This is a genomic window from Ideonella livida (assembly GCF_010499455.1).
In the GTDB taxonomy this organism is placed as follows: Bacteria; Pseudomonadota; Gammaproteobacteria; order Burkholderiales; family Burkholderiaceae_C; genus Ideonella; species Ideonella livida.
This window is the reverse complement of record NZ_JAAGOH010000006.1, coordinates 14,118-35,685: the sequence shown is the minus strand read 5'-3', so window position 1 is coordinate 35,685 and position 21,568 is coordinate 14,118. Positions and strand designations below refer to the sequence as shown.

Here is a 21,568-nt window from a genome sequence, read left to right as displayed (position 1 = left end):
ATCAGGCTCCCTTGGACAGGGGCCCGGGCGGGTGGTGGGGACTGGCGGTGGCCGGCCCACAATCGGCGGCCCGGCCCCAGAGGCTGGCGTCCGCCGTGCCACCGCGGTCAGCCCCCGGGGACAGCGGCGGGTTCACCCGCCCGCCAGCAGCAGGAGCCGCGCTTGAACGACCCCCTTTCCGCCCCCGATTCTGTCTTGAATGTGTACATCGGCTGTGAAGCGCCGCAGGCCGTGGCGGCCAAGGTGCTGACCCACAGCATCCTGCGGCATGCCCAGGCCCCCGGGCCGATGCGTGTGCAGGTCCAGCGCCTGGACGAGTGCACCCGCCGTCTGGGACTGCCGCTGGGCTGGCACACCTTGTTCTCGCTGCAGCGCTTCTGCATCCCGCTGCTCAACGACTACCAGGGCACGGCGGTGTACCTGGATTCCGACATGCTGGTCTTCGACGACATCCGCAGCCTGCTGCGCTGGCGCGATCCGGCGGTGGCGGTGTGCTCGGCGGCGGCCACGCCCGACAGTGGCCGCAAGCCCCAGTACAGCGTGCTGCTCATCGACTGTGCCCGTGCGCGCTGGGCGCCGGAGCAGGCCCGGGCCCTGGCCGCCCAGGACTACCTGGGCCTGATGACCCGGCTGAGCCTGGAGCCCTCCAAGGCGGCCTGCCTGCCCTACACCTGGAACTCGCTGGAGCGCTGGGAGCCCGTCACCGGGCTGCTGCATTACACCGCCATGAACCTGCAGCCCTGGATCTCCAGCCGCAACCCGCTGGCGCCGCTGTGGTTCGAGGCGCTGTTCGAGGCCCTGGACGAGGGCGCCGTCACGCCAGCCGATCTGGAGGAAGCCCATCGTCACCGCTGGGTGCGGCCCGGCCTGATGTGGCAGGTGGAGCACCGCGAGCCCGATCCGCGGCGCGTGCCCTGGCACCTGCTGGCCGCCGAGCTGGCCTATGTGCCGCCGCACCGGCCCCCGCTGCGGGCCCGGCTGGCCACCTGGCTGGGCCATGGCCGCCGGCCCCGGGGGGCGGCGGCCTGATCCGCGGCCCCGTGAGCCTGCCGTCCGGGTCCGCCGCCCGGACCCGTTGCCGCCCTAGCGCACCCCCGGAAAGCCGGCCACCTGGCCCAGGGCCAACGCCCACTGGCGGGCCAGGGCTTCGGGGGTGGCCTCGGCCGCCAGGCGGGGGCGGGCAGCGGCCACCTGGGCCTGGCGCCACCCCGGCTCGGCCACCGCACGGGCCAGGGCCGTCTCCCAGTCGCCCAGCGGCACCAGATCGGCCCAGGGCTGGTAGCTGGGCACCGGGTCGGCCAGCACGGCCACCCCGCGGGCCAGGGCGGTCAGCAGCCGGTTGGCGCTCTTGCAGCGGGTGAAGGGGGTGAGGGTGACCGGGATCAGCGCCAGGTCCTGCCAGCCCAGCACCGCATCGAAGGTGGCCGGGTGCCAGTCCAGGTAGTGCACCGGCAGGCGCCAGCCCGCGGTGAGTGCGCCGGCCCGGGCCCGGTGGTTGCTCACCACGGTCAGATGCAGCGGCCGCTGGCGTTGCAGGTCCTCCAGCCAGGGTTGCAGCCGCGCCAGCTCCTGCAGGCCGCCTCGGGCATAGGCCGTGCCGTGCTGGCCAAACCACACCAGCCGCGTGGCGTGCCCGCGGGGGGGGAGGGCCCGGCCCAGCACGGTGGCCTGCCAGGCGGCGTGGGGGTGGCGCAGCGCGGCCCAACCGTCCAGCCGCCGAGCCGGCTCCACCGGATCGCCCACCACCTGCACCGCCGTGCCGGGCCGGGCCAGGCGGATGACCTCGGCCAGCGCGTCCGAGGCGGCCACCACCCCGTCCACCTGGTCCAGGGCCTGCAGCAGCCACGCGCGCCGAGCCGCCCAGGCGGGGTCGTCCGTCTCGGCGTCGAGGTGGTTGTCGCACAGGTCCAGCACCAGCCGGGTGCCATGGCGCCGGCGCAGGTCCTGGGCCTGCGCCAGGCTGGCCGGGTCGTAGCGCTTGCCCAGCACCAGCACCTGGGGGGCGGTCACCTGCGGGTACAGGCCGGTGGCCCAGCCCCAACGTCGCAGGGCCGGCTGCAGCACGGCGCAGCGCAGGCGGTAGCTGGCCAGGCCGGGCCGCGTGGCCGCCGGCCACCAGGCGACCCGCAGCGGCTGGGGCGGCGGCGGTGCCTCGGGGGCAGCGGCAGTGGGCACAGCGGTGGGCATGCCCGGCATCATCGCCGCTCCTGTGGGGGCCTCAGGCCGCGGGTGGGGCGCTGGCGGCGGCCTTGGCGGCCAGCTCGGCGCGCAGGCGCTTGAGGCGGTCCTTGGGGTCCTCCTGCTGGGCGGCCTCGTGCAGTTTCATCTCGGGGATGAAGCGGCTGGGGATGCCGGCCACCAGTTCGCGGCCCTTCTTGCGCCGGCGCAGGGTGCTGACCACCAGCGACTTCTGCGCCCGGGTGATGCCCACGTACATCAGGCGCCGCTCCTCCTCCAGGCGGGCGGCGGTCATGTCCTCGCCCTCGCTCTGGAAGGGCAGGATGCCCTCGTTGACGCCCACCAGCACCACATGCGGCCATTCCAGGCCCTTGGAGGCGTGCAGTGTCGTCAGCGTCACCTGGTCCTGCTCCTCGCCGCGTTCGGCCAGGCTCAGGATGACGCTGATGGTCTGGGCCACCTCCAGCACGCTCTTCTTCTCGCTCTCGAAGGTGGCGCCGCCTTCCTGGCTGATCTGGCCGCCGCAGCGCCGGGCCACCCAGTCCACAAAGTCCAGCACATTGCTCCAGCGCGCGGCGGCCACCTTCTCGCTGTCCTCGTGGTCATAGAGGTGCTGTTCGTAGGCGATGTCCTTGAGCCAGCCCAGCATCAGCGCCTTGGCGTCCTCGGCGCCCACGGTGGTGCGGGCACGGTGCTCCAGGTCGTTCACGCAGCGGCCGAACTCGTGCAGGCCGGCCAGGGCCTTGGCGCCCACCAGCGCCGGCAGGCTCTCGGCGAACAGGGCCTCGAACATGCTCACCTTCCACTGGCCGGAGAACTCGCCGAGCTTGCCCAGGGTGGTGTGGCCGATGCCGCGCTTGGGCGTGGTGATGGCCCGCAGGAAGGCGGGGTCGTCATCCTGGTTGACCAGCAGACGCAGCCAGGCGCACAGGTCCTTGATCTCGGCCTTGTCAAAGAAGCTCTGCCCGCCCGAGACCTTGTAGGGGATCTGCGCGGCGCGCAGCTTCTGCTCCAGCGGGCGGGCCTGGAAGTTGGTGCGGTAGAGCACCGCGAAGTCGCTGGGCTTGAGGGTGGGGTCCTGGGCCATGAGGGCCTGGATGCGGCCCACCGCGCGTTCGGCCTCGTGCTCTTCGCCGTCGCACTCGACCACCCGCACCGGTTCGCCCTCGCCGCGGTCGCTCCACAGCCTCTTCTCGAAGAGCTTGGGGTTGCCGGCGATGACCGCGTTGGCCGCGCGCAGGATGGCGGTGGTGGAGCGGTAGTTCTGCTCCAGCGGGATGACCTTGAGCCCGGGGAAGTCTTCAGGCAGGCGGCGCAGGTTCTCGATGGTGGCGCCGCGCCAGCCGTAGATGGACTGGTCGTCGTCGCCCACCGCGGTGAACTGGCCCCGGCGGCGCTCCTCGGGGTGGTCCACCAGGGCCTTGAGCAGCTCGTACTGCACGGCGTTGGTGTCTTGGTATTCGTCGACCAGCACATGGCCGAACTGGGCCTGCCACTTGGCGCGGGCGTCGTCGTTCGTGCGCAGCAGCTTGAGCGGCAGGCTGATGAGGTCGTCGAAGTCCACCGCCTGGTAGGCCACCAGGCGCTCCTCGTAGAGCTTCATCACCCGGGCGGCCACCTGCTCGTCGGCGTTCTGGGCCGCGGCCAGCGCCCCGTCGCTGTTGAGGCCCTGGTTCTTCCACAGGCTGATGGTCCACTGCCACTGGCGTGCCACCTTGTTGTCGGTGCTGCTGCCGGCGTCGCGCAGCACGCCCAGCACATCGTCGCTGTCGAGGATGGAGAACTGCGCCTTCAGGCCGAGTTTCTCGCCGTCCTCGCGCAGCATGCGCACGCCCAGGCTGTGGAAGGTGCTGATGGCCAGCTCCTGCGCGGCCCGTGGGCCCACCAGGGCACGGGCACGCTCGCGCATCTCCAGCGCCGCCTTGTTGGTGAAGGTGATGGCCGCGATGCGCTTGGGACCCAGACCCGCCTGGAGAAGCCGAGCGATCTTGTGGGTGATCACCCGTGTTTTCCCTGAGCCGGCACCCGCCAGCACCAGGCAGGGACCTCCAAGGTAATGCACGGCTTCCATCTGGGCCGGGTTCAGCGTGGCGGGGGCGGACATGGGGCGTGGCACCTCTCGGCGTCGAGGGGGAAGGCGGCTGGGGCGCGGATCATAGCCAAGCCGTCCCCTGCCGGCCGGACCGTGGCGGCGTCAGATTGGTGTCAGTATGGATTGACTTTGATCAAGCGTTCTGGCTGGAAATGCTCCATTCGGGGTCAGCCCACGGTCAGACTTGGCTCCCACACTCGCCGCAAACGACGGGCCCAGGCCCGCCCCAGCGTTTCCAACCTGCGAGGAGTGAGACAGATGACAGACCCCGTGGTCGCCCGCATCCGGGCGAATCCGAAGTACCAGGAGCTCAAGGCCAAGCGCAGCGCCTTCGGCTGGATGCTGACCGCGCTGATGATGGTCGTGTACTACGGCTACATCGCGCTGATCGCCTTCAATAAGGAGTTCCTGTCCCAGCCCCTGGGCACTGGCGTGACCACCATCGGCGTGCCCATCGGCATGGGGGTGATCGTCTTCACGATCGTGATCACCGGCATCTACGTGCGGCGGGCCAACAGCGAGTTCGACCGGCTGACCAAGGAAATCCTGGCGGAGGAAGTCAAGTGATGCGCGCATCTCGTTTCATGGCCCTCGCCGCCGGCCTGCTGGCCAGCGGTGCGGTGCTGGCCGCCGGCGGTGACGTGGGGCAGGCCGCCAAGCAGGCCACCAACTGGACGGCCATCGTCATGTTCGGCCTGTTCGTGGCCGGCACCCTGTGGATCACCAAGTGGGCGGCAGCCAAGACCCGCTCGGCCGCCGACTTCTACACCGCTGGCGGTGGCATCACCGGCTTCCAGAACGGCCTGGCGATCGCCGGCGACTACATGTCGGCCGCTTCCTTCCTGGGCATCTCCGCGGCCGTCATGGCCTCGGGCTACGACGGCCTGATCTACTCCATCGGCTTTCTGGTGGGCTGGCCGGTCATCACCTTCCTGATGGCCGAGCGCCTGCGCAACCTGGGCAAGTTCACCTTTGCCGACGTGGCGGGCTATCGCTTCAAGCAGACGCCCATCCGCGCCTTCGCCGCCAGCGGCACGCTGGTGGTGGTGGCCTTCTACCTGATCGCCCAGATGGTCGGCGCCGGCCAGCTCATCAAGCTGCTGTTCGGCCTGGAGTACTGGGTGGCGGTGGTCATCGTCGGGGCCCTGATGATGGTCTACGTGCTGTTTGGTGGCATGACCGCCACCACCTGGGTGCAGATCATCAAGGCCGTGCTGCTGCTGGCGGGCGTGACCTTCATGGCCTTCATGGTGATGGCGCAGTTCGGTTTCAGCCCCGAGGCGCTGTTCGCCAAGGGCGTGGCGGTCAAGGCCGCCATTGCCGAGGCCGCCGGCAAGACGCCGGAGGAGGCCGCCAAGGCCGGTGAGGCGATCATGAAGCCGGGCGGCTTCGTCAAGGACCCGATCTCGGCCATCAGCTTCGGCATGGCGCTGATGTTCGGCACCGCTGGCCTGCCGCACATCCTGATGCGCTTCTTCACCGTGCCCGATGCCAAGGAAGCCCGCAAGAGCGTGTTCTGGGCCACCACCTGGATCGGCTACTTCTACGTGCTGATCTTCATCATCGGCTTTGGCGCCATCACCCTGGTGCTGACCAACCCCGAGTTCGCCGACACCGCCAAGGGGGTCATCAAGGGCGGCGCCGGCACGGCCAACATGGCGGCGGTGCTGGTGGCCAAGAGCGTGGGTGGTGACGTGTTCTTCGGTTTCATCTCCGCGGTGGCTTTTGCCACCATCCTGGCGGTGGTGGCCGGCCTGACGCTTTCGGGCGCCTCGGCCGTCTCGCACGACCTCTACGCCACCGTGTTCAAGGGCGGCAAGGCCGACAGCGCCTCGGAGCTGAAGGTCTCGCGCATCACCACCCTGGCACTGGGCGCGCTGGCCGTGACCCTGGGCATCGCCTTCGAGAAGCAGAACATCGCCTTCATGGTGTCGCTGGCCTTCGCCATCGCCGCCTCGGCCAACTTCCCCGTGCTCTTCATGAGCGTGCTGTGGAAGGACTGCACCACCAAGGGCGCGGTGATCGGCGGCTTCCTGGGCCTGATCAGCTCGGTGGGCCTGACCGTGGTCTCGCCCTCGGTGTGGGAAGTGACGCTGGGCAACCCCAAGGGCTCGGCCTGGTTCCCCTACACCTCGCCGGCGCTGTTCTCCATGACCATCGGCTTCGTGGGCATCTGGCTGTTCTCTGTCCTGGACAAGAGCGCCCAGGCGGCCAAGGAGCGTGCCGACTTCGAGGCCCAGCAGGTCCGCTCCGAGACCGGCCTGGGTGCCGCCGGCGCCTCCGGCCACTGAGCCCCACCGGCCTGACGCTTGGCGTCAGGCCGCCGTCGCCCCGGCGCTCCAGCGCAGGGGCACGGCCCCGCCCCAAGGCCTGGCCCCGTGCCGGGCCTTGTGCGTTTTCAGATGCCCAGCGGGTCCACGTCCAGTGCCCAGCGTGCCACGCCGGGCGTCTGCGCCCGCAGGCCACGCAGCCCCGGCAGCCAGTCGCGCAGCAGGGCCTGCAGGGCCGGTCGGCTGCCGCTCTCCAGCAGCATCTGCCGCCGCTCCAGACCGGCCACCCGCGCCAGATAGGGGGGCACCGGCGGGTAGACCGTCACCTCCGCCGCCTGCGCCTCCACCCAGGCCATGGCGTCCCGGCGCGCCAGCGCCAGGAAATCCTGGGCGGCCTCCGGCGTGCGTGCCTCCACCCGCAGCAGGGCCAGGTGGCTGTAGGGCGGCAGCCCGGCCATCTCCCGCTCGGCCAGTTGCGCCGCGGCGAAGGATTCGTAGTCGTGCCGGCGCAGCGACTGGAACAGCGCATGCGCCGGGTTCCAGGTCTGGATCCACAGCTCGCTGCGGGCGGCCGCCTCGGCATCACGCCCCGCCCGGCCGCCGGCCTGCATCAGCGTGGCAAACAGGCGCTCCGGCCCCCGGAAATCGGTGGTGAACAGCGCGCCGTCCGGGTTGACGGCCACCACCAGCGTGATGCGGCGGAAATCGTGGCCCTTGGTCACCATCTGCGTGCCCACCAGGATGTCCACCTCCCCGGCATGCACGGCCGAGAGCTGTTGCTCCAGCGTGCCCTTGAGCCGGGTGCTGTCGGCGTCGATGCGGGCCACCCGCACCCCGGGCAACCACTGGCCGATCTGCTCCTCCAGGCGTTCGGTGCCCCGGCCCACGGGCTGGATGTCGGGGTTGCCGCAGCTGGGGCAGGCCCGCGGCACGCGGTCGGAGAAGCCGCAATGGTGGCAGCGCAGTGTGCGGTCGAGCTTGTGGAAGACCCGCCAGGCCGAGCAGTGCGGGCAGTCGCTCTTCCACTGGCAGGCCGGGCAGTGCAGCACCGGGGCAAAGCCTCGGCGGTTGAGGAACAGCAGGCTCTGTTCTCCGCGCTCCAAGCGCTCGCGCAGGGCGGCCAGCACCGGCGCGGCCAGTGGCGGCGGCTCCTGGCCGCGCGGCGCCTGCGGCTGCTGGGTCATGTCGACCAAACGCACCTGCGGCAGCGCCCCCTGTCCCACCCGTTGGCGCATGGGCACCAGTGCATAGCGCCCCTGCTGGGCGTGCCGCCAGCTCTCCAGCGAGGGCGTGGCCGAGCCCAGCAGCACCGGCACCCCTTCCAGACGGCCGCGGTAGACAGCCAGGTCGCGGGCCGAATAGCGCGCGCCTTCCTGCTGCTTGTAGCTGGCGTCGTGCTCCTCGTCGACCACGATCAGGCCCAGGCGCGGCAGGGGGCTGAAGACCGCCATGCGCGTGCCCAGCACCAGATCGGCCTGGCCCAGGTGCGCGGCCAGCCAGTGGCGCAGGCGCTGCGCGGGCGTCAGGCCGCTGTGCTGGGTCACCAGCAACCGCCCCGGAAAGCGGTCGCGCAAACGCGCTTCCAGCTGCGGGGTGAGGTTGATCTCGGGCACCAGCACCAGCACCTGGCGGCCCTGGGCCAGCGCCTCCTCGGCCCGCCGCAGGTAGACCTCGGTCTTGCCGCTGCCGGTTACTCCCAGCAGCAGGGCGGTGCCACCGGGCTCGCGCGCCTGCAGCGCGGCCAGCTGGGCCAGGGCCTGCGCCTGGTCCTCGGTGGGCTCGGGCCGGGCGGCGGTCTGTGGTGCGTCGGTCGGCGCGGGGGCGCTGCCCAGACCGCCCTTGCGTCGCAGCCGGCGCGTCAGGCTGGCGGGGTCGAGCTTGCGCAGCTCGGGCGGCAGCACCGACAGGGCCATCTCGCCCAGGCTGCGCTGGTAGTAGCTGGCGGCAAAGCGCACCAGGCGCCGCCAGGCCAGGGGCAGCGGGGGCAGGGGGTCCAGGGTGCCCAGCAGGGCACGCAGTGTCTGGCCCGGCGCCACGAGGTCATCCGACGGTGCGTCCCAGACCAGGCCCAGCACCTCGCGGTGGCCCAGTGGCGCCCGCACCAGACTGCCAGGAGGCAGTGCCGGCCCCAGGTAGCTCAGCGTGGAGTCCAACGCACCATGAAAGGGCATGTCCACCAAGACCGGCAGGACCTGCTGCGCGGTCTCGACCGGGTCATCCACAGCCTCATTTGGCGCCGGAACTTCGGGCATCTTGTCAGGGGTGGCCGCTAAGTGCTTGATTCGAGGCTGTGGAGAAAGTTGCCCACGGTTTCTGTGGATAACTTTGTTGGCAACCTTGGGTAGGGGCCGCTAAGGCCTTGATTCTTAGGGCGCCGCCTTGGATTGCCTCATGGCGAGGCAGTTGGGCGTAGTCCTTATGAATCAACAACTTGCGTAAAGGTCTCTGGGGGGGCGCCGGGGCCGGTTGTCGCCGGGGGGAGGCCCCCTCCGCAAGCCCCGCGCTGGGGACAAGTCAAGCCCCCCGCGCAAGCGTCGGCCTTTGTCCTGGCCGTCTGGCGGCCTGTTCAGGCCTGGCGCAGCACCCGCGAGTGGGCATGCACCGCCTCCACCAGGGCGCTCACATGCTCGGGCGGCGTGAACTGGCTGATGCCGTGGCCCAGGTTGAAGATGTGGCCATCCCAGCCGCCATCGGCACGCTGCGGGCGGCCGAAACTGTCGAGCACCTTGAGGGCCTCGGCCTGCACCGCCGCCGGGGGCGCGAACAGCACATTGGGGTCCAGATTGCCCTGCAGGGCCACGCGGTGGCCCACGGCGGCGCGGGCCTTGCCCAGGTTGACCGTCCAGTCCACCCCCACCACATCGGCGCCCACCGCGGCGATCTCCTCCAGCCACAGGCCGCCGCCCTTGGTGAAGACGATCACCGGGATGCGCTGGCCGTCCTTCTCGCGCTGGAGTTGCGACACCACGCGGCGGGTGTAGTCCAGCGAGAAGGACTGGAAGGCGCCATCGGCCAGCACGCCTCCCCAGCTGTCGAACACCATCACGGCCTGCGCGCCGGCGTCGATCTGGGTGTTGAGGTAGGTGGCCACGGCGTCGGCGTTGACCTGCAGGATGCGGTGCATCAGGTCGGGGCGGCTGTACATCAGGCTCTTGACCTGGCGGTAGTCGTCCGAGCCGCCGCCTTCGACCATGTAGCAGGCCAGGGTCCAGGGGCTGCCGGAGAAGCCGATCAGGGGCACGCGGCCGTTCAGGGCCTTGCGGATCGACGTGACCGCGTCGAAGACGTAGCGCAGCTTGTCCATGTCCGGCACGGCCAGCGCGGCCACCGCCGCCTCGTCGCGCACGACCTTGGCGAACTTCGGGCCCTCGCCGGCCTGGAAGGACAGGCCCAGGCCCATCGCGTCGGGCACGGTCAGGATGTCCGAGAACAGGATCGCCGCGTCCAGCGGGTAGCGCTCCAGCGGCTGCAGCGTGACCTCGGTGGCGTAGTCCACGTGGGTGGCCAGGCCCATGAAGCTGCCGGCCTTGGCGCGCGTGGCGCAGTACTCCGGCAGGTAGCGTCCAGCCTGGCGCATCAGCCAGACTGGCGTATGGGGGGTGGGCTGGCGCAGGCAGGCGCGCAGGAAGCAGTCGTTTTGGAGCGGGGCGAACATGCGCCCGATTATCCGCCCCATGGGCCTGCGCCAGGCTGACCTGCCTCAGGCCCCGGCCGCTCAGGCGGTGCCGCGCGGAAAGGTCACCACATGGTCCACGCAGGCGCGCACGCCGATCCACTCGCCCACCTGGTGGTCGTGGTGGGAGGGCACATGGGCCAGCACCTCCAGGCCCTCGGCCAAGGCCAGGGTGTAGAGGAACTCCGCTCCGCGGAAGGACTTGCGCAGAATGCGCGCCTTCACCGGCGCATGGTCGTCGTGGACGATGTCGTCGGCCCGCAGCAGCACCTGGCATTCGCCGCCGGGATAGGCCTCGGGCAGGGGGCAGCCGGCCACGTCGTCCAGCAGGCCCAGCGGGGTATCCACCCGCGTGCCCTGCGGCGTGGTGACGATGCGGGCCGGCGCGAAGACCCCGTGGCCGATGAAGTTGGCCACGAAGGCCGTGGCCGGCCGGTGGTAGAGGTCGTAGGCCGAATCCCACTGGTCCAGCACGCCCTGGTTCATCACCCCGATCACATCGCCCAGGGCAAAGGCCTCCTGCTGGTCGTGGGTGACGAACAGCGCCGACGTGCCCATCTGCTTGAGGATGTCACGCACCTCGTGGGCCAGCCGCTCGCGCAGCTCCACATCCAGGGCTGAGAACGGTTCGTCCAGCAGCAGCAGGCGTGGCCGCGGTGCCAGCGCCCGCGCCAGCGCGATGCGCTGCTGCTGGCCGCCGGAGAGCTGGTGCGGCGCCTGCCGCGCATGGGCCGACAGGCCCACCAGCGCCAGCATCTCGCTCACCCGGGCCTCCCGCTCGGCCCGTGGCCAGCTGTGCAGTCCGAAGCCCACGTTCTGCGCCACGCTCAGGTGCGGGAACAGCGCATAGTCTTGGAAGACCATGCCGATGCGGCGTCGCTCAGCCGGCAGGTGCAGGCGCTGTGCGGCGTCGCCCAAGACCTCTCCGCCCAGCGTGATGCGGCCTGCGTGCAGCCGCTCCAGCCCGGCCACCGCCCGCAGCAGCGAGGTCTTGCCGCAGCCCGAGGGGCCGATGAGCACGCCGATGCCGCCGGCCGGCAGGCTCAGCCCGACGCTGCGCACCGCCTCCCGGCCGCTGCCGTCGACCTGGCTGCGGTATCGCACGGACACCTGATCAAGTTGCAGGAACATGACGGAAGATCATAACTGGATGGTTATCATTCTCAACAACGTCCCCGCGTCCCGTCCGCCGGCTCGACGACCGTGTGCTGCCTCCTGCACCACGGCCGCTGGCTGACCCGCCTCCGTTCTTCCTCTGCCTGCCCACGTCCTGGCGCCACGCCGCATGACCCTTTTGCTGTGCCTGATCTGCGTGCTGTTGGTGCTGCCGGTGCTGGCCCTGGCCAGTGCCTGGTGGAGCGCCGACGGTCAGAGCTGGGCCACCCTGGCCCACATGGTCCAGACGGTGATGCCCGAGTACGCGCTCACCTCCATGGGCATCGCGGTGGGCGTCGGGCTGGGCGTGGCGGTGGTGGGCAGTGCCACGGCGGCCACCGTCACCCTGTTCGAGTTCCGTGGGCGGCGCCTGGCCGAGGTGCTGCTGCTGCTGCCCCTGGCCATGCCGGCCTATGTGCTGGCCTATGCCTGGACCGACACCCTGCAGTTCGGCGGGCCGGTGCAGACCGCGTTGCGCGGCCTGACCGGGGCGCAGGGCGCCCTGTGGCCTGACATCCGCAATGCCTGGGGCGCCATCGTCCTGTTCATCGCCTGCCTCTATCCCTATGTGCACCTGCTGGTGCGCGGCGCCCTGGCCGAGCGGGGGGTACCCCTGATGGAGGCCGCGCGCCTGCTGGGCGCGGGGCCGGCCCGGCGCATCCTGGCGGTGGCCCTGCCGCTGGCCCGCCCGGCCATCGCCGCCGGCACGGCCCTGGCCCTGATGGAGACCCTGGCCGACTATGGCGTCGGCGCCTACTTCGGCCTGAGCACCTTCACCACCGGCATCTACCGGGCCTGGCTGTCCATGGGGGACCGCCATGCCGCCGCGCAGCTGGCCACGGTACTGCTGCTGGTGGTGGCCCTGCTGGTGTGGGCCGAGCAGTCTGCCCAGCGGCGGCTGCGCTTTGCCATCACCCGCCTGGGGGCGGTGGAGTCGCATGAGGCGCGGCCGGTGCCCCTGCGCGGCGGCCGGGCCCTGCTGGCCTGGACGGTCTGCCTGCTGCCGGTGCTGGTGGGATTTGTCCTGCCCGTGCTGGCGCTGCTGAGGCTGCTGGCCCAGGGCGGCGACGGGGGCGACAGCGGCGAGGTCGGTCTGCCCTGGGACCGGTTTCTGGGCTGGTGCGGCAACAGCCTGCTGCTGGCGGGCCTGACCGCCGTGCTCGCCGCCGCCCTGGCCCTGGGTTTGGGCTTTCTGCGCCGGCGCCAGCCCGGACCGCTGCTGCAAGGCCTGGTGCGTGCCGTCTCCCTGGGCTATGCCGTGCCTGGCGCGGTGGTGGTGGTGGGCATCCTGCTGCCTGCAGGCATGGTGCAGAGCCTGTGGCCCCAGACACAGGCCGCGGCCTGGCTCACCAGCACCCTGGCCGGGCTGGTGTACGCCTACCTCGTGCGCTTCTCCGCGGTGGCCTTGCACAGCGTCGAGGCCGGCTACGCGCGCCTGCCCCAGAGCCTGGACGAATCGGCCCGCATGCTGGGCGCCCGTCACGCCGCCCTGTGGCGCCGGGTGCACTGGCCGTTGATGCGGCGCACCGCCGGCACCGCGGCGCTGCTGGTCTTTGTGGATGTCATGAAGGAGCTGCCGGCCACCTTGGTGCTCCGCCCCTTCAACGCCGACACCCTGGCCATCATCGCCAACCAGTTCGCCCGCGACGAGCGCCTGGCCGAGGCGGCGCTGCCCTCGCTGGCCATCGTCGCCGTCGGCCTGCTGCCGGTGATGCTGCTGGTGCGCTCCACCCGCCCCACGCGCTGAGTGGGCCTTACTGACACGCATTCTCATTTGCGAATAGACTCCGGCCCGCGCGGCGTTCCCCTGCCGCGCCCCGTTTCCAACCCGCTGTGCGCCTTCTGCACGGCGCCACCGGAGTGAGTGAATGTTTGCGCTGCGTCCCTGGGCCCGTCGGGCCGCCTTGTTGACCGCTGCCCTGGCCGGTCTGTCCTCGTCCCTGGCCCTGGCCCAGGACGACAAGGTGCTGAACCTGTATTCCGCCCGTCACTACCAGACCGACGAGGCGCTGTACGCCGACTTCACCGCCGCCACCGGGATCCGCATCAACCGTGTGGACGCCGACGACGCCGGCATCCTGGAGCGCCTGCGCAACGAAGGCGCTGCCAGCCCCGCCGACGTGATCCTGCTGGTCGACGCCGCCCGCCTGTGGCGTGCCGAGGAGTCGGGGCTGTTCCGCCCCATCAAATCCGCTGTGCTGGAGCAGCGCATCCCGGCCAAGCTCCGTGGCGCCGACAAGGGCCAGGGCTCTCAGTGGTTCGGCTTCTCCACCCGGGCCCGGGTCATCGTCTACAACAAGACGACGGTCAAGAAGGAAGACGCCGACACCTACGAGGAACTGGCCGACCCGAAGAACAAGGGCAAGGTCTGCACCCGCTCCGGCGCCCACCCCTACAACCTGTCGCTGTTCGGCGCCCTGCTGGAACACCACGGCCCGGCCAAGACCGAAACCCTGCTCAAGGGCATGGTCGACAACATGGCCCGCCCGCCCAAGGGTGGCGACACCGACCAGATCAAGGCCGTGGCCTCCGGCGAGTGCGCCATCGCCTTGAGCAACAGCTACTACGTGGCGCGCATGATGCGCTCCACCAAGCCCGAAGACCGGGCGGTGATGGAGAAGGTCGGCGTGGTCTTCCCCAACCAGGCCGACGTGGGCGCGCATGTGAACATCGCCGGCGGCGCCGTCGCCCGCCATGCCCCGCACGGTGAGGCGGCCATCAAGTTCCTGGAGTACCTGGCCAGCCCCAAGGCCCAGGGCTACTTTGCCAACGGCAACAACGAATACGCCGTGGTGGAAGGCGCCAGCGCCGACAACCCCGCACTCAAGGCCCTGGGCCCGTTCAAGGCCGAGGTGATCCCGGTGGCCGTGGTGGGCGCCAACAGCGCCAAGGTCCAGCAGCTCCTGGACCGCGTCGGCTTCAAGTGAGCCCCAGGGGCGCCCGTCGGCGCCCCTGCCCGCCAGTGGGTCGACAATCCGCAGGGTGATGCACAACCTGCGGGCCCCTGTGGCCCGCTGCTCCGGATCCCCCTGACATGAAGACCCATTCCATTGAAGTCCAGCGCCTGAAATCCCTGCGCCACGACAAGGGCCTCATCGAGATGCGCCTCGACGCCCTGGTGCTGCCGCGCCCCCCTCGTGACGAGGGTGAGCCGGCCACGGTGCTGAGCCTTTCGGTGGACGACGCCCGCACCCTGCTGATGCTGCTCAAGCAGCAGTTCGCCGAGCTCGACAAGCTCCAGCCGCGCAGCCGGCGTTCGGGCCGTTGCTGAGCGCCGATAGGGCTCGTTCGCGCCCTGAGGGCCCTCAGTCTCAGGCGATCCCAATGACCTTGTGCGTCTGCAGGCTGAGCCGCCACTGAGGGTGCTGCAAGCAGTAAGCCACCGCCTTTTGCAGGTTTTCCCGCTGGCTCGGGCCGTCCATGGGCTGCAGGAAGAAGTGCTGGAAGTCCAGGTGCGCGAATCGCTCCGGCGGTGCGTCCGCCTGCGGGAAGACCAGCTTGAGCTCGGTGCCGCGGGTGAGCGCCAAGGGGGCATCGGCCTTGGGGCTGACGCAGATCCAGTCCAGGCCCTCTGGAGCAGGCTGGGTGCCGTTGGTTTCCACGGCAATCTCAAAGCCCTGGGCATGCACCGCCTGCACCAGCACGGCGTCCAGCTGCAGCAGGGGCTCACCACCGGTGAACACCACCAGCGGGCGGCCGCCGGCCTGGCCTGTCCAGGCGCTCTGGATGGCCTGTGCCAGGGCCAGGGCTGAAGCGAATTTGCCGCCGCCCACCCCGTCGGTGCCGATGAAGTCGGTGTCGCAGAAGCGGCACACGGCCTGGGCGCGGTCCTCCTCCCGCCCGCTCCACAGGTTGCAGCCCGCAAAGCGGCAGAAGACGGCCGCGCGGCCCGCCTGGCCACCCTCGCCCTGCAGCGTGTAGAAAAGCTCCTTGACCGTGTAGGCCATCGTCTTACACCGGCAGCGCCGGCCCCTGTTCAGACAACAGCGCAATGGCGCCGCAGCCGCGCGTCTCGTAGAGATCTACCCGGTCGAGCGGGGGCAGATCGGGGCGGGCCTTGCGCAAGATCCAGTGCGCCAGGCTGGCCGTGTCGCAGTCGGGCAGGTCGGCAATCTCATGCAGCGGCCGGTGGTCCAGCGCCTTGAACAGCGGGTCGAACAGTGTCTTGACGTCGCCGAAGTCCACGGTCCATCCCATCACCTCGTCCAGCGGGGCCGACAGGTGCAGGCGCAGCGTGTAGGTGTGGCCGTGGATGCGGCGCAGCGGGCTGCCCTCGGGCGCCTGGCGCAGCTGCAGGGCACTGTCCAGGGTCATCTCCTTCCAGATGCGGTAGCGCTGGCCGTCGAAGTTGGCCCCGCAGGAGCCGGTCTCGTACACGGTGATCCAAGACAGCTCAGGCAGCTGCGGCTTGATGCGCGCCCACAACCAGCTCGACAGCATCTCGCTGGTGGGGTTGTGCAGGCCGGGCAGGTCGTTCAGGCAGGCGTGGTCCAGCTGGGCCTGGAAAGGAGCCCAGATGTGGTCCAGGTGGTCGAAGTCGATGCTGAGGTCGCCTTCACCCAGATCCTGGTTGGCGTGAAGGATGACCTCGAAGCCGTGACCGTGCATGCGGCCGCACTTGTGGCCGGCCGGCACATTGGGCAGGCGGTGGGCGGACTGGAACAGGTAGCGGCGCCACACGTGCGCATGGCCCAAGCCGTCCAAGTCCACCCCTTCATGCGCTGTGCTCTGGATGCCCACCTGCTCCAGCCCCGGCACGCTCGCCTGAAGCTGCCGCCGCACCCAGCGCGCCAGGTTCTCGTCGGTGGGCTGGCTGACCTGCTCGTTGAGCAGGCGGTAGTCCAGTCGGCTGATGTGGGACTGCAGCTCGGCGCGCAGGCGTTCTACCTCTCCGCCTGCAAACGCTGCCCAGCCCGCCGGCAGCGCGCAGCGCACGCTGGCCAGAAAGCTGTGGCCGTGCAGGCGGCGTGAACGGTGGCCAGCGGGCAGCAGGTCCACGTGCCGGGCGGCTTCAAAGCCGGCCGCGGCGCAGTGCAGGGTGCGCAGTTCCATGGTGGGGCGGGTGGGGCTGCGGCGACGGGCCCGGATGGGGGCCTGCGCCACGCGTCACGCGTCAATATTCGCCGCCCTCAGCGCATTCGTCTCAATGAAGTCCCGCCGCGGCTCGACCTCGTCGCCCATGAGCATGGTGAAGACCTTGTCGGCCTCGATGGCGTCTTCGATCTGCACGCGCAGCAGGCGGCGCACGGTGGGGTCCATCGTGGTTTCCCAGAGCTGCTCGGGGTTCATTTCGCCCAGGCCCTTGTAGCGCTGGCGGCCCACGCTGCTCTCGGCCTGCTGCATGAGCCAGCCCATGGCGGCGCGGAAGTCGGCGCCGCACTTGCTCTCCTTGGCCTTCTCGCCCTCGCCGCGGCGCACCGTGGCGTCTTCGGCCAGCAGGCCCTTGAAGCTCAGGCCGGCAGTGGCCAGGGCTTCGTAGTCGGCGCCGTGGATGAAGTCGGGGCTGATGACGCTGCTCTTGACGTTGCCGTGGTGGCGGCGGCTGATCCGCAGCAGGTGCTTGTCGGTGCGCTCGTCGTAGACAGCGGCGACCTCGGCATCATGCAGGGCCGCCTTCAGGGCGATGGCGCTGGCTTCGGCCTGCGCGGCGTCGTCCAGTTGCAGGGTCAAGCCGTCGGCGATGGCGCGCAGGGCTTCCACGTCCATCCAGGCGGAGAGCCGGTCGATCACGTGGTTGGCCCGCACGTAGGTGGTGGCCAGTTCGCTCAAACCGCTGTCGCGCAGGGCGGGGCGGCCTGCGCCGGGCTCGATGACGGCGCTGTCCAGCGCCACGCGCAGCAGGTAGTCGTCCAGGGCGCTGGCGTCCTTCAGGTACTGCTCTTGTTTGCCGTGCTTGACCTTGTAGAGCGGCGGCTGGGCGATGTAGATGTGGCCGCGCTCCACCAACTCGGGCATCTGCCGGTAGAAGAAGGTCAGCAGCAGGGTGCGGATGTGGGCGCCGTCCACGTCCGCGTCGGTCATGATGATGATGCGGTGGTAGCGCAGCTTGTCGGGGTTGAAGTCGTCCCCGCCCATGCCCTTGCCGATGCCGGTGCCCAGCGCGGTGATGAGGGTGAGGATTTCCTGGCTGGACAGCAGCTTCTCGTAGCGCGCCTTTTCCACGTTCAGGATCTTGCCGCGCAGCGGCAGGATGGCCTGGAACTTCCGGTCGCGGCCCTGCTTGGCCGAGCCGCCGGCGGAGTCGCCCTCCACGATGTAGATCTCGCAGCCGGCGGGGTCCTTCTCCTGGCAGTCGGCCAGCTTGCCGGGCAGGCCCATGCCGTCGAGCACGCCCTTGCGGCGGGTCATCTCGCGGGCCTTGCGGGCGGCGTCGCGGGCGCGGGCGGCGTCCACGATCTTGCCGCAGATGGTCTTGGCGTCGGTGGGGTTCTCCAGCAGCCAGTCGGTGAGCAGGCGGCTGACGATGTCTTCCACCGGGGCGCGCACCTCGGAGCTGACCAGCTTGTCCTTGGTCTGCGAGCTGAACTTGGGCTCGGGCACCTTGACGCTGACCACGCAGGCCAGGCCTTCGCGCATGTCGTCACCGCTGATGTCGACCTTGGCCTTCTTGGCGATGTCGTTGTCGTCGATGTACTTGTTGATGACGCGGGTCATCGCGGCGCGCAGGCCGGTGAGGTGGGTGCCGCCGTCGCGCTGGGGGATGTTGTTGGTGAAGCACAGCACCGACTCGCTGAAGGAGTCGTTCCACTGCATCGCCACCTCGACGCCGACGTTGGTGCCCTGCTCGCTCATCTTGTCGCCGATGGCGTGGAAGATGTTGGGGTGCAGGACCTTCTTGCCCTTGTTGACGAACTCGACGAAGCCCTTGACCCCGCCGGCGTAGGCGAAGTTGTCTTCCTTCTGGTTGCGCTCATCGACCAGGCGGATCTTGACGCCGTTGTTCAGGAAGGAGAGTTCACGCAGGCGCTTGGCCAGGATGTCGTAGTGGAACTCGTTGTTTTCCTTGAAGATTTCGGTGTCCGGCAGGAAGTGGACTTCGGTGCCGCGCTTGTCGGTGTCGCCGGTCACGCGCATCGGGCTGGTGTCCACGCCGTCGCGCACCTCAATCAGGCGGTCCTGCGGCACGCCCTGCTTGAACTCCAGCTGGTGCACCTTGCCGTCGCGGCGCACGGTCAGGCGCAGCCACTTGGACAGGCCGTTGACGCAGGACACGCCCACGCCGTGCAGGCCGCCCGAGACCTTGTAGCTGTTCTGATTGAACTTGCCGCCGGCGTGCAGCTCGGTCAGGGCGATCTCGGCGGCACTGCGCTTGGGCTCGTGCTTGTCGTCCATCTTCACGCCGGTGGGGATGCCGCGGCCGTTGTCGGTGACGGAGATGGAGTTGTCGGTGTGGATGGTGACGACGATGTCGTCGCAGTGGCCGGCCAGGGCCTCGTCGATGGAGTTGTCCACCACCTCGAAGACCAGGTGGTGCAGGCCGGTGCCGTCGGAGGTGTCACCGATGTACATGCCCGGGCGCTTGCGCACGGCCTCCAGGCCTTCCAGGATCTGGATGCTGCCTTCGCCGTAGGCGGCCGAGGCCTCCGCGCTGGCGGCCTGGGGGGCGGCGGCGGTGGGGTTCTGGGGCAGTTCGGCGGGGTTCTGGGCGTCGCTCATGGGGCTTCGGATCCGGAGGGTCAGTGGGGGCGTGCGCTGCGCGCCGGCGGGGGGCACGGGCCGCGGCGCAGGCCCTTCAGAAATGCGATGGCGGGCCAGGGGGCCCGCCGGGTGTGTGAGGTCAGTGGGTCAGGCGCAAGGCAGCCTCAGATCCGCATGGGCATGACCACGTACTTGAAGCCTTCCTGCTCCGGCACGGTGATCAGGGCGGCGGAGCTGCCGTCGTGCATTTCCAGTCGCACCATCTCGGCACTGATGTTGGACAGCGCGTCCATCAGGTAGGTGACGTTGAAGCCGACGTCGATGGTGGGGCCGTCGTAGTCGATCTCCAGCTCTTCCTTGGCCTCTTCCTGCTCGGCGTTGCTGGAGGCGATCTTGAGCACGCCCGGCTCGATGGACAGGCGCACGCCCTTGAACTTCTCGCTGGTCAGGATGGCGGCGCGCTGCAGGCTGGCCAGCAGCGGCGCCCGGCCGGTGACGATGATGTTCTTGTGGTTGCGCGGGATGACGCGGTTGTAGTCGGGGTACTTGCCCTCGACCAGCTTGGTCACGAACTCCAGGCCCGAGAAGGTGAACTTGGCCTGGTTGGGCGCAAAACGCAGCTCGATGGCCTCCTCGGCGCCGTCCTTGCCGTCCTTGAGCAGGCGCATCAGCTCCAGCACCGTCTTGCGCGGCAGGATGACCTCCTGCTTGGGGATGTCGGAGGCCAGCTGGGCCTGCGCCAGGGCCAGTCGGCTGCCGTCGGTGGCCACCAGGGTCAGGGTCTTGCCCTCGGCCACGAACAGGATGCCGTTGAGGTAGTAGCGGATGTCGTGCACCGCCATGGCGAAGTGCACCTGGTCGATCAGGCCCTTGAGCGTCTTCTGCGGCACGCTGAAAGCGGGACCGAAGTCGGCGGCCTCGTTGACCAGGGGGAAGTCGTCGGCCGGCAGGCTCTGCAGGGTGAAGCGGCTCTTGCCGCCCTGCAGCGTGAGCTTGGCGCCGCTGGCCGACAGCGAGACCGTCTGGTCCGCCGGCAGGGTGCGCAGGATGTCGATGAGCTTGCGGGCGCCCACCGTGGTGGCAAAGCTGCCGGCGTCACCGCCCAGGGTGGCCGTGGTGCGTACCTGGATCTCCAGATCGGAGGTGGTCAGCTCGATGTTCTCGCCGGTCTTGCGCACCAGCACATTGGCCAGGATGGGCAGGGTGTGACGCCGCTCGACGATGCCGGAGACGGCCTGCAAAGCGCCCAGCAGTTGTTGTTGCGCGGCCTTGAGAACAATCATGTCTTCCTCTTTCGCTGGAGTGCAGGGTCCACGCCGCGGCCCCAAGGGACGGGCCCGCGTGCCCAATCGTGCATTTTCGCTGAAAAAGGGGGCCACGGCCGGCGCCCGTGTGGGCAAACGGCGCCTCAGAGCGGGGCTTGCGCCACGCTGGCCGGTGCGGCCTGTGCCGTCTCGACCGCCGCACGGTCCAGATGCGGGGCAAAGGTCTGGATGAAGTCGTAACCGAAGGCCCGCAGCAGGCCGCCACGGCGCACCGCCACGCTGGTGGTGTTGATGGGGAAGAGCTGGCGCGCGTCCAGGGCCTGCAGTGGGGCGTCGCGGGCCTCGTCAAAGGCGATGGCCGCGATGAGGCCCACGCCCAGGCCCAGGCCCACGTAGGTCTTGATGACGTCGGCATCCATGGCGGTCAGCGTCACCTGCGGGTGCAACCCGGCGCGGCGAAAGGCCGTGTCGATGCTGCTGCGGCCGGTGTAGCCCTGCTCGTAGGTGATCAGCGGATGTGCGGCCAGGCGCTCCAGCGTGAGTGGGGCGTTCAGCAGCGCATGGCCTGGCGGCACCACCACCGAGTGTGTCCAGCGGTAGCAGGGCAGGGCCACCAGGTCGGGATGCTCGGCCAGCTCGTGCGAGGCGATGCCGATGTCGGCTTCCCCGCTCAGCAGCATCTGCGCCACCTGCACCGGCGAGCCCTGGTGCAGCTGGAACTGCACCTGGGGATGGGTGGTGCGGAAGTCATGCACCGCCGAGGGCAGGGCGTAGCGCGCCTGCGAGTGGGTGGCCGCAATGCTCAACGTGCCGCTGTCGCCATGCAGGAAGTCCTGCCCGGCGCGGTGCAGGTTCTCGGCGTCCAGCAGCAGGCGCTCCACCCAGGGCACCACCCGCTGCCCGCCGGCGGTCAGGCCGGTCAGGCGCTTGCCCGAGCGGATGAAGAGCTCCAGCCCCAGCTCCTCCTCCAGCTCGCGGATCTGGCGGCTCACCCCGGGCTGTGAGGTGTGCAGGGCCAGGGCGACCTCCGTCAGGTTGAAGTCTCGGCGCACGGCCTCGCGCACGGCGCGCAGTTGCTGGAAGTTCATGGTGGGGGCGGTCCACGGCGGGGCCGCAGGCATTCAGGGTCGGAGGGCCACATTCTGTGGATCCGGCGGCCACCTTGCCAACGCCGCAAAACGCACATGCAAAGGCGCCCGGCGCATAAGGCGCTCGGCGCACAAGCTCAGACGGTCTTGTTCCTTCCGTTGGCGCTGCGGCGGCCCGACGATGCCCGTCATCCCAGCGGCGCACACCG

The 21,568-nt window shown here is 70.0% G+C and carries 16 protein-coding genes; 6 read left to right on the top strand and 10 right to left on the bottom strand.

Translation table 11 applies throughout. The features are described 5' to 3' along the window. The first annotated feature begins 162 nt into the window (after positions 1 to 162). Positions 163 to 1,029, top strand: coding sequence for a hypothetical protein (locus G3A44_RS06735; protein WP_163456752.1), 867 nt, complete (start codon positions 163 to 165; stop codon positions 1,027 to 1,029). 54 nt (positions 1,030 to 1,083) lie between these two features. On the opposite strand, the gene G3A44_RS06730 is transcribed toward G3A44_RS06735, so the two are convergent. Together G3A44_RS06730 and G3A44_RS06725 are read right to left on the bottom strand one after the other, a co-directional pair. Beyond that, positions 1,084 to 2,187 carry a glycosyltransferase family protein gene (locus G3A44_RS06730; RefSeq protein WP_163456751.1) on the bottom strand — a complete coding sequence of 368 codons (1,104 nt, stop codon included), beginning with the start codon at positions 2,185 to 2,187 and terminating at the stop codon, positions 1,084 to 1,086. Positions 2,188 to 2,218: 31 nt separating this feature from the next. Continuing rightward, complete coding sequence (locus tag G3A44_RS06725; protein ID WP_163456750.1) at positions 2,219 to 4,282, bottom strand: ATP-dependent helicase; 2,064 nt, start codon at positions 4,280 to 4,282, stop codon at positions 2,219 to 2,221. A gap of 246 nt (positions 4,283 to 4,528) precedes the next feature. Between G3A44_RS06725 and G3A44_RS06720 the strand changes: the two genes are divergently transcribed. Then, a complete protein-coding gene (locus G3A44_RS06720; protein ID WP_163456749.1) occupies positions 4,529 to 4,837 on the top strand; it encodes a DUF485 domain-containing protein in 309 nt (102 codons plus the stop codon). A gap of 17 nt (positions 4,838 to 4,854) precedes the next feature. Then, positions 4,855 to 6,561 carry a cation acetate symporter gene (locus G3A44_RS06715; RefSeq protein WP_375138637.1) on the top strand — a complete coding sequence of 569 codons (1,707 nt, stop codon included), beginning with the start codon at positions 4,855 to 4,857 and terminating at the stop codon, positions 6,559 to 6,561. Between the two features lie 107 nt (positions 6,562 to 6,668). On the opposite strand, the gene priA is transcribed toward G3A44_RS06715, so the two are convergent. The 3 genes from priA to G3A44_RS06700 all read right to left on the bottom strand — a co-directional run bounded on the left by priA (position 6,669) and on the right by G3A44_RS06700 (position 11,344). Beyond that, positions 6,669 to 8,792, bottom strand: coding sequence for a replication restart helicase PriA (gene priA, locus G3A44_RS06710; RefSeq protein WP_163456747.1), 2,124 nt, complete (start codon positions 8,790 to 8,792; stop codon positions 6,669 to 6,671). A gap of 314 nt (positions 8,793 to 9,106) precedes the next feature. Continuing rightward, entirely contained in the window at positions 9,107 to 10,195 is a 1,089-nt protein-coding gene (gene hemE / locus G3A44_RS06705; protein WP_163456746.1) for a uroporphyrinogen decarboxylase, read from the bottom strand. Between the two features lie 60 nt (positions 10,196 to 10,255). Continuing rightward, on the bottom strand, positions 10,256 to 11,344 hold the full coding sequence (locus G3A44_RS06700) for an ABC transporter ATP-binding protein (RefSeq protein ID WP_163456745.1): 1,089 nt from the start codon (positions 11,342 to 11,344) through the stop codon (positions 10,256 to 10,258). A gap of 154 nt (positions 11,345 to 11,498) precedes the next feature. Between G3A44_RS06700 and G3A44_RS06695 the strand changes: the two genes are divergently transcribed. The 3 genes from G3A44_RS06695 to G3A44_RS06685 all read left to right on the top strand — a co-directional run bounded on the left by G3A44_RS06695 (position 11,499) and on the right by G3A44_RS06685 (position 14,639). Continuing rightward, positions 11,499 to 13,115: an ABC transporter permease gene (locus tag G3A44_RS06695; protein ID WP_163456744.1), complete on the top strand. Its 1,617-nt coding sequence runs from the start codon at positions 11,499 to 11,501 to the stop codon at positions 13,113 to 13,115. Positions 13,116 to 13,236: 121 nt separating this feature from the next. Then, entirely contained in the window at positions 13,237 to 14,295 is a 1,059-nt protein-coding gene (locus tag G3A44_RS06690; RefSeq protein WP_163456743.1) for a Fe(3+) ABC transporter substrate-binding protein, read from the top strand. A gap of 107 nt (positions 14,296 to 14,402) precedes the next feature. After that, complete coding sequence (locus G3A44_RS06685; protein ID WP_163456742.1) at positions 14,403 to 14,639, top strand: hypothetical protein; 237 nt, start codon at positions 14,403 to 14,405, stop codon at positions 14,637 to 14,639. Positions 14,640 to 14,679: 40 nt separating this feature from the next. On the opposite strand, the gene queE is transcribed toward G3A44_RS06685, so the two are convergent. The 5 genes from queE to G3A44_RS06660 form a co-directional block, all read right to left on the bottom strand. Further along, positions 14,680 to 15,315: a 7-carboxy-7-deazaguanine synthase gene (queE, locus tag G3A44_RS06680; protein ID WP_163456741.1), complete on the bottom strand. Its 636-nt coding sequence runs from the start codon at positions 15,313 to 15,315 to the stop codon at positions 14,680 to 14,682. A gap of 4 nt (positions 15,316 to 15,319) precedes the next feature. Then, positions 15,320 to 16,420: a 6-pyruvoyl trahydropterin synthase family protein gene (locus G3A44_RS06675; RefSeq protein WP_163456740.1), complete on the bottom strand. Its 1,101-nt coding sequence runs from the start codon at positions 16,418 to 16,420 to the stop codon at positions 15,320 to 15,322. Positions 16,421 to 16,474: 54 nt separating this feature from the next. After that, positions 16,475 to 19,024: a DNA topoisomerase (ATP-hydrolyzing) subunit B gene (gyrB, locus tag G3A44_RS06670; RefSeq protein ID WP_163456739.1), complete on the bottom strand. Its 2,550-nt coding sequence runs from the start codon at positions 19,022 to 19,024 to the stop codon at positions 16,475 to 16,477. Positions 19,025 to 19,170: 146 nt separating this feature from the next. After that, positions 19,171 to 20,289 (bottom strand): DNA polymerase III subunit beta, encoded by a 1,119-nt coding sequence (gene dnaN / locus G3A44_RS06665; RefSeq protein WP_163456738.1) that lies wholly within the window; start codon positions 20,287 to 20,289, stop codon positions 19,171 to 19,173. Between the two features lie 125 nt (positions 20,290 to 20,414). Next, complete coding sequence (locus G3A44_RS06660; RefSeq protein WP_163456737.1) at positions 20,415 to 21,359, bottom strand: CysB family HTH-type transcriptional regulator; 945 nt, start codon at positions 21,357 to 21,359, stop codon at positions 20,415 to 20,417. Positions 21,360 to 21,568 lie beyond the last annotated feature (209 nt).

Excerpts from the sequence above, each read along its gene's own strand:
- gyrB (WP_163456739.1), bottom strand. The coding sequence starts at position 19,024 with ATGAGCGACGCCCAGAACCCCGCCGAACTGCCCCAGAACCCCACCGCC.
- G3A44_RS06725 (WP_163456750.1), bottom strand. The coding sequence starts at position 4,282 with ATGTCCGCCCCCGCCACGCTGAACCCGGCCCAGATGGAAGCCGTGCAT.
- G3A44_RS06700 (WP_163456745.1), bottom strand. The coding sequence starts at position 11,344 with ATGTTCCTGCAACTTGATCAGGTGTCCGTGCGATACCGCAGCCAGGTC.
- queE (WP_163456741.1), bottom strand. The coding sequence starts at position 15,315 with ATGGCCTACACGGTCAAGGAGCTTTTCTACACGCTGCAGGGCGAGGGT.
- dnaN (WP_163456738.1), bottom strand. The coding sequence starts at position 20,289 with ATGATTGTTCTCAAGGCCGCGCAACAACAACTGCTGGGCGCTTTGCAG.
- hemE (WP_163456746.1), bottom strand. The coding sequence starts at position 10,195 with ATGTTCGCCCCGCTCCAAAACGACTGCTTCCTGCGCGCCTGCCTGCGC.
- G3A44_RS06690 (WP_163456743.1), top strand. The coding sequence starts at position 13,237 with ATGTTTGCGCTGCGTCCCTGGGCCCGTCGGGCCGCCTTGTTGACCGCT.
- G3A44_RS06720 (WP_163456749.1), top strand. The coding sequence starts at position 4,529 with ATGACAGACCCCGTGGTCGCCCGCATCCGGGCGAATCCGAAGTACCAG.
- G3A44_RS06695 (WP_163456744.1), top strand. The coding sequence starts at position 11,499 with ATGACCCTTTTGCTGTGCCTGATCTGCGTGCTGTTGGTGCTGCCGGTG.
- G3A44_RS06715 (WP_375138637.1), top strand. The coding sequence starts at position 4,855 with ATGGCCCTCGCCGCCGGCCTGCTGGCCAGCGGTGCGGTGCTGGCCGCC.
- G3A44_RS06675 (WP_163456740.1), bottom strand. The coding sequence starts at position 16,420 with ATGGAACTGCGCACCCTGCACTGCGCCGCGGCCGGCTTTGAAGCCGCC.
- G3A44_RS06685 (WP_163456742.1), top strand. The coding sequence starts at position 14,403 with ATGAAGACCCATTCCATTGAAGTCCAGCGCCTGAAATCCCTGCGCCAC.
- priA (WP_163456747.1), bottom strand. The coding sequence starts at position 8,792 with ATGCCCGAAGTTCCGGCGCCAAATGAGGCTGTGGATGACCCGGTCGAG.
- G3A44_RS06730 (WP_163456751.1), bottom strand. The coding sequence starts at position 2,187 with ATGCCCACCGCTGTGCCCACTGCCGCTGCCCCCGAGGCACCGCCGCCG.
- G3A44_RS06660 (WP_163456737.1), bottom strand. The coding sequence starts at position 21,359 with ATGAACTTCCAGCAACTGCGCGCCGTGCGCGAGGCCGTGCGCCGAGAC.